Source organism: Tenacibaculum litoreum, assembly GCF_964513915.1.
GTDB lineage: Bacteria > Bacteroidota > Bacteroidia > Flavobacteriales > Flavobacteriaceae > Polaribacter > Polaribacter litoreum.
This window is the reverse complement of sequence record NZ_CAZEQS010000004.1, coordinates 860,745-873,679: the sequence shown is the minus strand read 5'-3', so window position 1 is coordinate 873,679 and position 12,935 is coordinate 860,745. Positions and strand designations below refer to the sequence as shown.

Sequence of the window (12,935 nt, the reverse complement as noted above, 5' to 3'; positions counted from 1 at the left end):
AAATTTCTTATCTAACATCTCATCTCTCAATACTAACATCTATTATTTGTATGAACGTTGTTTTAATTCAATATCGTTAAACTCTAATTCTTCTTTGTGTAAAACAGCATCAGCTGGCTCTCCTTTATATTCCCATGCAGCTACGTAAGCAAAGTTAGTATCATCACGTTTTGCTTCTCCTTTTTGAGGTCCGTCTAATTCAACAGATTCTTCTCTAAAGTGACCTCCACAAGATTCAGTTCTGTTTAAGGCATCTTTAGCAAATAATTCTCCTAGCTCTAAGAAATCAGCAACTCTTCCTGCTTTTTCTAACTCTGGGTTCATTTCATTCGCATCTCCTGGAACAGTTACGTTCTTCCAGAAATCTTCACGTAACGCTTTAATTTCAGCCATCGCTTCTTTTAAACCTTGCTCGTTACGTGCCATCCCACATTTATCCCACATGATTTTTCCTAATTTCTTGTGGTAGTAATCTACAGAATGCTCTCCTTTATTGTTAATGAAGAAATCAATACGATCTTTAACTGCTTTTTCAGCTTCTTCAAACTCTTTAGTATCTGTTGAAATTTTTCCTGTACGGATATCGTTAGATAAATAATTACCAATTGTATAAGGTAACACGAAGTATCCGTCAGCTAAACCTTGCATTAATGCAGAAGCTCCTAAACGGTTTGCACCGTGATCAGAGAAGTTTGCTTCACCAATAGCATAACAACCATTAATAGTAGTCATTAAGTTATAATCTACCCATATTCCACCCATTGTATAGTGAGTTGCAGGATAAATCATCATTGGTGTTTTGTATGGATTGTCATCAACAATCTTCTCATACATTTGGAATAAGTTTCCGTATTTAGCTTCTACTACTTTTTCACCCTCAGCAATAATTTTCTCCTGTGAAGGGTTTTTAACTCCGTGTAATTTACATTGCTCTTTACCGTAACGCTCAATAGCTGATTTAAAATCTAAGTAAACAGCTTCACCTGTAGCATTTACACCGTAACCAGCATCACAACGCTCTTTTGCAGCACGAGAAGCCACATCACGAGGTACTAAGTTACCAAAGGCAGGATATCTTCTTTCTAAGTAGTAATCTCTATCTTCTTCAGCAATTTGAGTAGGCTTTAATTTTCCTTCTCTAATAGCTAATACATCTTCCATTTTCTTAGGAACCCAAATACGACCATCGTTACGTAATGATTCAGACATTAGGGTTAATTTAGACTGATAGTCTCCCGAACGTGGAATACATGTTGGGTGAATTTGCGTGTAACAAGGGTTTGCAAAGAATGCTCCTTTTTTGTGAACTTTCCAAGCAGCTGTAGCGTTAGATCCCATTGCGTTAGTTGATAAGAAATATACATTTCCGTATCCACCAGAAGCAATTACTACTGCATGTGCAGAGTGACGCTCAATTTCACCAGTAACTAAGTTACGAGCAATAATACCACGAGCTTTTCCATCAACAATAACTAAGTCTAACATTTCATGACGATTGAACATTTCAATCTTACCACGAGCAATTTGACGGTTCATTGCTGAATAAGCTCCTAATAATAACTGCTGACCAGTTTGACCTTTCGCATAGAAAGTACGAGATACTAATACTCCACCAAACGAACGGTTATCTAATTGTCCACCATAATCACGTGCAAAAGGAACTCCTTGCGCCACACATTGATCGATGATGTTTGCAGAAACCTCAGCTAAACGATAAACATTTGCTTCACGAGAACGGTAATCTCCACCTTTTACCGTATCGTAAAATAAACGGTAAAAAGAGTCACCATCTCCTTGATAGTTCTTTGCTGCGTTAATACCACCTTGTGCTGCAATAGAGTGTGCACGACGAGGTGAATCTTGGTAAGCAAAAGCTTTAACGTTGTACCCTAATTCTGCTAAAGTTGCAGAAGCAGAACCACCTGCTAAACCAGTACCTACTACAATTACGTCAATTAAACGCTTATTAGCAGGGTTTACCAAGTCAATTTTATCTTTATAAGTTGTCCATTTATCTTTTAATGGACCTTTTGGAATTTTTGAATCTAAAGTTGCCATACTTGTTGCGTATTAGTGATTGAAATGATGAAATAATGCAATGATTACGAATCCTAATGGAATTAAGATTGCGTAAAGCTTACCAAAAGTTTTCAATCCTTTAGTATATTTATTATTTGCTCCAACTGATTGGAAAGCAGAATTAAATCCGTGTAATAAGTGCAATGCTAAGAATACAAAAGCAATTACATAAGCACCAACTCTAATTGGGCTTAAAAACTTGTGTTGTAGTTCGTGGAAGTATCTAAACTCTCCATCGTGTAAACCACTCCAATCACCTTGAATAAATTTGGTGTTGATTTCTGGAAACCAAAAATCAATAAAGTGTAATACAATAAACGCTAAAATAGCAGCACCACTGTAAATCATGTTTCTACTCATCCAAGTAGAGTTTGCAGCTCCATTATTTTTAGCATAACTAACCTTACGAGCACTTTTGTTTTTAATTTCTAAGACGAATCCCATTACAAAGTGAAACACTACACCAAAAATTAAAATTGGCTGCATTACATATTGAATTAACGGATTTGTTCCCATAAAGTGCGACAATTTGTTAAATGTGGCTCCGTTATCTGGAAAAATCGAAGTAATGTTAATTGCAAAATGTTGTAATAAGAAAAACATCAGGAAGAATGCCGAAAGTGCCATGGCAAACTTTCTTCCGATAGAAGATTTTAGTAATCCGCTCATTATTTTGTTTGTTGATTAAATAATAGCACAAATTTAAGAGGATGACAGTACTTGAACAAACTTTACGAATTGTTTTCTTAAATATTTAGAATGGGTTTAAATAGTAATTAGCAAAAACAGTTTTTCTTAGTGTTTATAAGGATGAAAAAGAGAGCGAGTTTATGGTTTTTGGTATAAATATCTTTAAAAACCGTATTTTCTAAATGTTAAATTGACTCTTGGTTTTAAATATTTTGAATTTTCAGGTAGGCTGTGTTCGTAGTATTCTTGACAATCTTTTTTCATAACTAATAAACTTCCATGCTCCAGAAGTGTTTTGTTTTCAATCATCGTTTTATTTTCTCTAAGATAAAACATGCGTTCTTCACCTAAGCTAACCGAAGGAATAACATCAGTGTTTCCAAAAGCCATTTTATCTGAATGATAATCAATACCAGAATTTCCATTAGGATAATAAATGCATACACAAGTTTTAAATTCTTGTCCAGTATGTTTTTGAATCTGTTTTTTTAAGGGAAGCATATATTCTGGCCATATCATAATGTTTCCCCAAGCCGATTTTGGAAAAACATTTTTCTCCAGTAAGTCAGAGTCAACAAACATTACTTTACCAAAGTTGTATTTAATTACCTCATCAGATGGAAGTCTCATTTCCATCATATTTGTGAGTTCAGGAAGACTTATTAATTGCTGAAATAACTCTGTAGCTTCTTTTTCAGGTAAAAAATTAGGGTAGTAACTGATAACATTGTTAAGGCTAGTTGACATTTTATATTGTTAGTTGATGGTTAAGTTCAGTATTGATGCTAATTCTTCAGATTTTTCAAGAGGAATCATATGACCACAATTCTTAATCATTACATATGTTCCTTTTTCAGTTTTTTTGGCAAACTCTTTTAGTTTTTTGGGATTGACAAGGGCATCATTTTCAGCAGTAATAAAAAATATAGAAATGTTTAAGTTTAAAACTTTTTGTGAAATATCTAAGCGAGTTGAAGTTGCTTTTAATTGATGGAGTAGTACATCTTTTCCTAAATCAGAATCCATTTTTTTAATAACAGAAATAATTTCGGAATTACTGTGATTATCTGGATGTAAAAATTGTTGAATTCTTGCTTGAGAGATTCCTTTGTAGGTGTGTTTTTCTAAAAAGTCAATAGTGCTTTTTCTCAGTTGAATTTCTGAATCACTCAATCCATCAGTGTTGGCAGCAATTACAACCAACTTTTTTACTTTTTCAGGATAGTGAACACTAAAGTTCATAGCAGAAAACCCACCTAAAGAAAACCCAATAATTGTAGCAGGTTCTTCAATGTGATTCAGTATAGTTTGATTAATTTCTTCAAAAGAAGTTGCTGGAGTAATATCGATATGTACTGGAAGTATATTTTTTAGTTTAGGAAAAACATATTGCCACAAATCTATTGTGCACATTGTCCCTGAAATTACATATACTTTTTGCATTTACCTTTTGTAATTAGAATTAACTAAACATTTGTTATTCTTCCACTTGCCAATTAATATTTTTTTTGAAATAACCTCATTATTACAAGTTAGAAAATTACCGTTTTTATCTTTTTTAATAATTTTTAATTTTCCTTGATGAATGGTGTTGATTACTCTATACATTAATCCTTTTTTCGGAAGATTATCGTCTTTTCTAGAAAGTGTTAAGCCAACTTCGTTGTTAAATAAATCCATTTCAGAGGAAATTTTATCAGGAATAACACCATCTTCTAGTTTTCGTTCTTTATATGTTTTGTAGTTGTCTTTTTCATGGGCTTTACCAAGTGAACGAGCAGCATTTTCTCCAATCTGTTGTTGCAATAAAGCCATCCAAAAAGCATGACGAAATGCATCTACTTGTCCGCCTGCATGATCCCCGTCTAGTAGGGGAGAAACTCTTAGAGAGTCACTTACTCTTGATGCTTCACGTGAAACAATAAAAGCTTTTTTTGCTTTAAAAGGATGGAGTAGTACCCATGTTTTTTGAGCTCCTTGTAGTTTTTTAAATTGTTGCCAGTTGGATTGGGCAGAGGTGTAAAAAGGGAGTGAAAGAACTAAAAAAAGCAGTTTTTTAAGCATAAAAATTAATTTTTACTGCTAATTTGCTCTTCTAATTCAACAATTTTACTTTCTAAATCGTGTAATCTATCATAAACATCAACAGGTTCAGGCATTTGTTTAGAAGCGAACATAGTTACATACCAAACCTCCATAATTTCTTCAGCGTTTATGGTATAAGTAGGGTAGTTGCCATCTTTATTATCACTTTTTAAAATAAGTTTACCCCTTTCTTCTATTCTATTAATTACACGTTTTAAAACAATACCATCATTCTTACTAACAATTACATAGATACGACCATCTTTAATATCGTGTAAGTTTTCAACATATTTACCAAAAACTAGATCTCCATCAAAAAAAGTACGCACCATGGAATTTCCTTGTACTTCAAAACAACGAAAGGTACCATTATTAAGATGTGGCATGTTAAAAGAAGGTAATTGTTCTATGTAATTTGAATCTCCATAACCATTTAAATAACCAGCTCTTGCTTGTATAGGAACATAAACCACGTTTTCATTCCCTAAAGAATTTACAGAAACAACTTGAGGTACTCCAGAATATGTTTGAATATTGCTGGGTTCAGTCTTTAACATTATGTCACTTTTTCCAAATAAATAGTCGGGGTTTATGTTGAATTCATTAATAATAGAAGTAAGAACATCGTAACCAGGTTTTGTTTTTTTTCTACTACCGTCAGATTGAGGTCTTCCATTAATAATGCTGTCTATAGTGGTTCCAGTAACACCTATTTTTTTTGAAAAAGAAAAGTTGTTTAAGTTGAAAGCATCTCTAATTGCTGCTATTTTTTCGGAAATTCCCATAACATTTTATGTTTTTACATATTGCAAAAATAATTAAACTTTTGTTTGTTTAAATGTGTAATATGTTTTATATTTGCATCGTTAATGAATTGCTAATATACAAAAAAATTGTAATAATCAAACATTTGTGTGGTTTTAGTGATTGTGTTTTTAAGATTTCAACTTGATTTTCTTCACTTTTTTGAAATCTATACTCGTTTATTCAAACATTTTTTTGAATAAAACCCAAAATCAAGAAAAAAGAACTGTTAGAAAAGCAACTAAACAGGGCTCTTTTTGAGCTTGATTAAGAATTAATTAAATTTTATAAAAATGAGTAAAAAACCAATCAAATCAAACCTATTTAGGTTTGTAACATTACGTAGTCCACAATTAATTGAAGACAAAGAAACAGGATTTGTTTCCTTTCCGGAAGAAAAAAAAGCAGAGAGTTTAGCTTTTAAGTCGGTAGAAAATGTAACTAGTGATGCAGAAAGAACAACGGCTTTAAAAGGAGCATATAATAATACTGTTGATTTTACACCCATAGCGAGTAGGTTAGAAATTAAAAATTTACATCCAGAGTTGTATCAGTTTTCAGGCTGGTTAATGCGTAACAAGTCAGTATTATCGTATGCTAGTATTGAAGCAAATTTAAGCGAAGCACAAGAGCTTACAACAAATGAGGAGTTTGTATTATGGGAAAATTTATTTCATCAAACGATAGACAAGGAGTCAACAGCTGTTAGAGAAGGATTGATTCAAATGTTAGTTGCTAATAAGTTTTTAAAAGCGTTTAATGCTTTTACGAATAGTTTTACAGAAGGTATAGAGGGGGAAATTGTTTTTACAGAAGAGAATGAAAAAGAGTTTATACGTTTAGCGAATGCAAGTGTTATTGTACCAAAAGAAGTAATGCTTGCTGCACAAAACAAGTTTTCGTATACGACTCCTACGGTATCTAAAGCTTCTCAAGATTATATGCAATCACAGCTTGATGTAGCATTGGCAAAAGATAGAATTCAACAGTACGAGGCTACTTTAAGAGAATTAGAACAAGCAGAAACTACGTATAAAAAAACAGAAAGTCTGCGTTATGATACTGAGTTGAAGGTTTATGATGCAACTATTGAGCAGTTACAACAAGAAGCAACACCCGAAGTTCAGCGAATTGTTAATGAAGAGGGTTTTTCGAAAGAAAAAACGGTTTATCCTGATTTGCAGTTACCAGAATTTGAGTTTGAAAGCGCTAAAGAAATTGATAGAGATGTAACTACTAGTTTGTTTTCTGCCACAACCTTAGATGTTTTAAACTTAAAAGAAATGCAGCCTTATGATAGTTTTAATGAGGTAAAACCATTGCTAAAGGAAAAAATAAAAAGAGATAATCAACTCGTGTATGATAGAACACCAGAAGATGTGCAAAAGATTAATGTAGGTGATACTACAGTAACTTACAATGCGAAGCAGAGTATTCAGTTATATTCTTTTTCAGGAAAATTGGTGCCTGCTTTGGCTTACGATAGAGATGCTATTTCTATGAGTATTAATGTAGGTTACACCAATGCGTATGTAACTAATGCTACTTACGAATTAAAAAAAGACTCAGGAGAAACTATTACAGGGACAAGTGTTAGAAAACTTTCACAAAAAGGAGATTTATTAAACTTACATTTTTTTCCTAGTGGAGAGTTGTTAACTTTTGGTAAGTATACATTTTCTGGCGAATTAACGTTAAGTAATGGAGTGATGTTAAGCTTTAGTGCTTCACTTTTTATTGATTTGGAATTTATTGGAGGAGATTTTGAATTCCAATTACAAAGAATGATTAACAATACTGATTTTACAGGAAGTTATTCAGGAATAGCGACAAGAGTCGTAGAAGAAGGAGAGCCAATAACAGAATCAGATGCTGAAAAGACGGTGTTGTATGGAGTATCTCAATTAGGAATTGCTGATTTTAGACGTGTAGAGCAAGAGGTGTGTTGCTATGTGCCAGGTGAAGTGTCGCATATTGAAAATATCATGGCACGCGAATATAAAGAGCGTTCTACAAGAAATCTAAATGTATCAGAACAAACCACTGAAAGAACTTCAGAAAAAGAAGTAGAGAACTTAACGGATACAACTTCTACTGAGCGTAATGAGTTACAAAGTGAAGCGTCGTCTATTGTAAATAGTGATAATGCTACCAGTTTTGGAGCAAATGCCTCTGTAAGTGGAGGGGAGTTTATTAAGTTTAGTGCTGGAACTAATTTTAACTCTTCATCTTCAAATTCGACTTCCAATTCAAATTTACAAGCGCAAACCTATGCGCAAGAGGTAACTGAAAGGGCCATGGAGCGTGTAGTGCAAAAGATTAGTACCAAACGTACGTCACGTATGTTACGAGAGTATGAAGAAAACAATACGCATGGATTCGACAATCGTAAGGGAGATAAGCATGTAACAGGAGTATACCGTTGGGTAGATAAGATTTATAAGAATAAGTTGATAAATTATGGTAAGCGCTTAATGTATGAATTTGCCTTACCAGAACCTGCAAAGTTTTATATTGAATCGTATTTTAAAAATGGTGATGGTGATGAAAAAACAAAAGAAGGTTTAATTATCCCTAAAAAACCAATACATCCCAAAGATCTATCTTATGGTGTTAGTAGTGCTAAGTATATAAACGAAAATAATTATCAAAGAATAGCTTCTGTTTATGGAGCGGATATTGAAGCACCCATAGAAAAAGATTTGAAAATAGGAAAATCTTTTAAAAAGGATGATAAAAATTATACCTCTACGGGGTTTTCTTCAAATGATATAAAAATACCTAAGGGTTATACAGCAACTAAAGGGACAGTTCGTTGGTCAATCACATATAAAGATAATGGGAATAAATCATTAGTTATCAGCTTAGGAGATTCGTTGAAACGTGTTTTTGGAAAAAACTCAACACAAACGGTTGATTATGATTTTTCTGATTCTTATGCAGAATCTGTTCCATTTTCATATCGTGCTTGGGAAATACATTCGGCGCACTTTAATGTAACTGTTAACTGTGTGAGAACTAGCGAAGTTTATCAGAAATGGCAAAATGAAACGTATAAAGCTATTATGGATGCTTATAATGAGCGTTTATTAGAGTATAATGAGTTTATGCAAAATCAAGCTGTGGTTAAGGAGTCTAATGAAAAGAAAAAAGAGTTAAGTTCTCAAATCAATCGTAGTATTGAGAAACGTGAGTTAAAGCGTATTGCTGTTGATTTAATGGCTAAACCTCATGAAGTTGAAACAACAGGAGATCACTATAAATCAAGTTCCTCTAAAGAGTTGAAAGAAGGAATACATGATAAAGAAAAGTTTCAGAAACACGCTGAAACTGTAAAATTTTTTGAGCAAGCTTTCGATTGGGAAATTATGGCGTATACATTTTATCCTTATTTCTATGGAGCTGAAGCTAATTGGGATGCTAATTTTGAATATAACGAAGGTAGCGACCCTATTTTCCAAGCCTTTTTACAAAGTGGTATGGCAAGATCAGTAGTGCCTGTACGTCCAGGTTTTGAAGAAATGGTAAACTGGTATATGAAAACAGGAGAAGCTTGGTTTGGGCAAGGAATGGTTACCGATATGGACGACGATTTATACGTTTCTATTGCCGAAGAAATGCAAACCATTGAAGGTGAAGTGGAAGGTACTTGGGAAACTCGTGTACCAACAACCTTAACCGTGTTACAAGCAGATTCTGTTGTGCTAAACGAAGGAGGTTTACCATGTAATCCAGACTGTGAAGGTCAAGGCTTATTTGATGTAAGTACTTATAAGATAGGTCAAGGACCAGATGGTGTAGATTACGATATTGTGGGAGATACCAATAATGTAGCATAAGTGCAGTAAAACTGTTTGTTTAACAAACAGTTTTCTATACACACAGTCACAAACCTCACCCAAAAAATCAATAAAACGTATTGTGTTTGTTAGTTCCTTCCTCTTTTTTGTGAAGAGGAGGGCTGGGTGAGGTTTGTTTTTTACTAATCATAAAAAACAAAAAAATATGCATGCTCATGAATATGGAAGCAAACATTTTAAACACAAAACCAATTTTAATGGATTGGTGGTGTTTTCAGATGTTCAGCAACAAAAAATAAAAGAAACAGCAGTTCCAAGCCCCAATATATATGTAGAAATAGAAGAAGGAGTACAAAATCCCAATAAGTGGTTACTTCGTTTTAATAATCGGTTATCAGGTGAATATGGAGATTTTTTTCTAGAAAATAATCCGCCTTATGGACAAATTAGTAAACTAGAATATGAAGAAAATGATGAAAACTTTGCATTTATTCAAAATACCATCTTTGATTTTGATAGCGGAATATTATCATATTATAAAATTAACGAAAAGTTTTATATCCAACTTGATAATAGTATTGATTTAGAGGAGGTAATTGTAAATGCAAATCCTTCACCAACTACCAGAAATGTTAAAAGTATCCAATATGAAGCTTTTACAACTGTATTTATTTCTGAAGATGGAGCGCAATTATTACAAGCTTATGAAGCGATACAAAATGTAAGTGCACACGAGGTAGTTCTTTTTATTGAGCGTAGCTCGGGAAGTAACCTTTTCGGAACAGTGTTCAGAATAAAAAAAGGAAAAAATGTAAGTTCTCTTATAGAAACGAACAGAATTCGCATTGCAGAAATTACCAGAGCTTATGGGGTAGATGTTTTTACGAACGAGCTAAGTAAAATGCTGGAACAAGAACTTAAAAAGAAAGAAGAAAGCGATTTTTACTTGGTCTTAGCGAAAGGTGGGCAAGTGGTGCGTTGGGGAGCGGATGTTACCTTAAATAATTTGTCTAAATTTCTAAGAAATATAGGTAAAGAAATTGATGAGTTAAAATTGGGGGAAAACTATTGGAAAACAACGGTAGACGGAAAAGAGAACTCAAAATACAATCCGTTATTGCCCAAGCTTAATATTAATGAGAGTTTTTCTTCCGAAGAATTGGCAAATTCAATTTATAAAAATTATGTAGTTCCTATTGAAGCCCCTATTGTAACTTTTGCAGAGCGATTTAATAAACATTGGTTGTTTAAAGAGCTTATGCCTTTTAAAAGTGAACGTATTACCAAGTTGTTTAAGTACGTACCAGGTATACTTAAAGAGTTTTTAGATGGCGTAAAAGAAAACGCACAAAACACCTATGATTTTATTAACGGATTGTTAGTGGGGCTTATTAATAGTATAATTGACTTCTTTAAATCTATCTTTGATATTTTAGCTATTTTGGTAGATGTTTTAAACGGCGTTATCCAAACAGGAAAGTTCTTTGAAAAACCAGGTCATTACCTACGTTTATTAGCAGAAGGCTTTGAAAATCTTATCGATTTAGTACTCAATACCTTTACATTAACAAACTTAAAAGCATGGATGCAGTTTTTAATAGAAATGCCTATAACTACTGCTAAACTATTAATAGGTTTATTTGCTAAGGCATCCAATACAAAAATCACGATAGATCCAGGTGCTTTAGGGTATTATATAGGTTTTATTGTTGGTTTTATCGCTTCGGAAGTAGTACAATTTATTGCTACTGGAGGAACAGCCAATATAGCCAAAGCAACCAAAGCAGTATTAAAATCGTATCAAGAGTTAGCGAATGTAGTAGCTAAAAAAGTGGTAAAAACAATAGAAATAACAGTAGATGTAGTTTTAGCTGCGATTAGAAAGCTTAAAGAGTTTGCTAAAAACTTTGCGAAACATTTAGATAATCTTAAAAAATGGATTGGAGAGTTTATAGAGAAGCTCGCGAGTACAGCAAACCAATTATTTAAAGGCTTCGAAGCAGCTTTAGAATTATTGTATGATTTAGGAGTTGTTATTTTTGAGAAACTAGATCCTAACACGGGAAAAGTTTTAGTAAGCCCTGATGGAGTTATTTATACCATTAAACAGGGAGATAAAACCATTTTAGAAGGGACTGAAGATGCCATTCGAAAATTTGCAAAAAAGATAGATGAAATACGTTCTAGTGGAGGGAATGGTAAAAAGAAAGTTCAAGAGTATTTGGATGAATCAGCAAAAAGAACTTATTCAAAACTATTAGGTAATTCTCCTTTATATGGTTTTAAAAGCTTTGGACAACTAAAACAGTTTGGAATACAGATATTTAATTTTTTCTCAAAAAAAGGATTTAAAAACATTGAAGTTTTTATGCAAGGAAGTTCAGTTACAGGGAGAAGTTATGAAACAGGAAAAATTTTTGATACTGGCCGGAAAAGTGATTTTGATATAGCTGTCGTCAGTGAAAAATTACTTGATTTGGCTAAAAGTAAAAAGTTGGCTAAAGAGACTCATCCATACTCTTTACCGTTAAAGTTTAAAGATATGAAAGAGTTAGGTTTTAGTGATTTTGTTTTAGCTTTACAAAAACAATATGGTAGAGAGGTTAATTTTAGATTTTATAAAAGTCTAGAGGAGTTAAATAGAAAAGGAAAATCATACAGAATTAAATTTTAAATTATGGAGCAAAAAAAAATGATTTATACAATTTTTGGATATACTCAAAAAGATGAAGCTAAATTAGCTGAAATTCTTTCAGAAAAATTAGAAATAGAATTAGTTAAAGATGAAGATTTTTATGAGGATGAAGGTCCCTATGTTTTTTTTGGAAAAGAAAAGAGTTTAGTTGATTATTTATGTATTAAGAAGCAATTTAGAGTAGGTGATTCTTGGGATAATGATTATCATAAAATTTGTCCTTGGGCTGTTGAGATAAATTTTACTAGTCTATCAAGTTTTGAAAACACTTCGCGAGCAGAAAAGGTAAGAGAGCTTTTAAAGGATGTTTCTGAAATTAAGGAAATTGATTTTTCGGAATGGAATACAGATGTTTAAGATGTGATAATTAAGTAAATTATGATTACAAAAGAAGAGGCTTATAAAATAGCTTTAGAAGTTTTAAAGAAAGAGAATATTGAGTATTCCAGTATAGATGATGTTAATGACATTAGATTTGAGTCTAAAGAAGAATTAGAGTATCCCATTCCAGTTGGAAAATTTAAAGGAGAAAAAATAGATCTTTTTATCGTGACCTATGGTGAGTATTGGGGGCTTGAAGAGCGAAGCATGTTTATAGATATAAATGCAGAAACAGGGGAGGCTTTATATATTACTACTCCTCATGATTTTATAGAATTGGGATAGAAAAACTCTTTTAAAGGTTCTTTAATAGAATTTAAGAGATAGAAATAAAAACCGCCTAAATTTTAGGTGGTTTTTTTTATGTAAAAAGTTATAGGGGATTTTCAAGAACACCCTAA

10 protein-coding genes are annotated in these 12,935 nt (G+C 32.7%); 4 read left to right on the top strand and 6 right to left on the bottom strand.

What is annotated here, in order from left to right; all coding sequences use genetic code 11:
• Positions 1-42 precede the first annotated feature (42 nt).
• The 6 genes from ACKTTR_RS15480 to ACKTTR_RS15455 all read right to left on the bottom strand — a co-directional run bounded on the left by ACKTTR_RS15480 (position 43) and on the right by ACKTTR_RS15455 (position 5,639).
• Positions 43-2,058 (bottom strand): fumarate reductase/succinate dehydrogenase flavoprotein subunit, encoded by a 2,016-nt coding sequence (locus tag ACKTTR_RS15480; RefSeq protein ID WP_408028683.1) that lies wholly within the window; start codon positions 2,056-2,058, stop codon positions 43-45.
• A gap of 12 nt (positions 2,059-2,070) precedes the next feature.
• The gene (locus tag ACKTTR_RS15475; RefSeq protein ID WP_073182389.1) at positions 2,071-2,748 is read right to left on the bottom strand and encodes a succinate dehydrogenase cytochrome b subunit; all 678 of its coding nucleotides are present in this window, start codon (positions 2,746-2,748) and stop codon (positions 2,071-2,073) included.
• A 183-nt stretch (positions 2,749-2,931) separates the two neighbouring features.
• On the bottom strand, positions 2,932-3,516 hold the full coding sequence (locus ACKTTR_RS15470; RefSeq protein WP_408028682.1) for an alpha-ketoglutarate-dependent dioxygenase AlkB: 585 nt from the start codon (positions 3,514-3,516) through the stop codon (positions 2,932-2,934).
• A gap of 9 nt (positions 3,517-3,525) precedes the next feature.
• Positions 3,526-4,212: an alpha/beta fold hydrolase gene (locus ACKTTR_RS15465; RefSeq protein ID WP_408028681.1), complete on the bottom strand. Its 687-nt coding sequence runs from the start codon at positions 4,210-4,212 to the stop codon at positions 3,526-3,528.
• A complete protein-coding gene (locus tag ACKTTR_RS15460; RefSeq protein ID WP_408028680.1) occupies positions 4,213-4,833 on the bottom strand; it encodes a DUF6973 domain-containing protein in 621 nt (206 codons plus the stop codon).
• A gap of 5 nt (positions 4,834-4,838) precedes the next feature.
• The gene (locus tag ACKTTR_RS15455) at positions 4,839-5,639 is read right to left on the bottom strand and encodes a S24 family peptidase (protein WP_408028679.1); all 801 of its coding nucleotides are present in this window, start codon (positions 5,637-5,639) and stop codon (positions 4,839-4,841) included.
• A gap of 312 nt (positions 5,640-5,951) precedes the next feature.
• Here ACKTTR_RS15455 and ACKTTR_RS15450 point away from each other — a divergent pair, with 312 nt between their 5' ends.
• The 4 genes from ACKTTR_RS15450 to ACKTTR_RS15435 all read left to right on the top strand — a co-directional run bounded on the left by ACKTTR_RS15450 (position 5,952) and on the right by ACKTTR_RS15435 (position 12,819).
• A complete protein-coding gene (locus ACKTTR_RS15450) occupies positions 5,952-9,497 on the top strand; it encodes a hypothetical protein (RefSeq protein ID WP_408028678.1) in 3,546 nt (1,181 codons plus the stop codon).
• A 166-nt stretch (positions 9,498-9,663) separates the two neighbouring features.
• A complete protein-coding gene (locus ACKTTR_RS15445; RefSeq protein WP_408028677.1) occupies positions 9,664-12,132 on the top strand; it encodes a hypothetical protein in 2,469 nt (822 codons plus the stop codon).
• A gap of 3 nt (positions 12,133-12,135) precedes the next feature.
• A complete protein-coding gene (locus ACKTTR_RS15440) occupies positions 12,136-12,510 on the top strand; it encodes a hypothetical protein (RefSeq protein ID WP_408028676.1) in 375 nt (124 codons plus the stop codon).
• 21 nt (positions 12,511-12,531) lie between these two features.
• Positions 12,532-12,819, top strand: coding sequence for a hypothetical protein (locus ACKTTR_RS15435; RefSeq protein ID WP_408028675.1), 288 nt, complete (start codon positions 12,532-12,534; stop codon positions 12,817-12,819).
• The last annotated feature ends 116 nt before the right edge of the window (positions 12,820-12,935 follow it).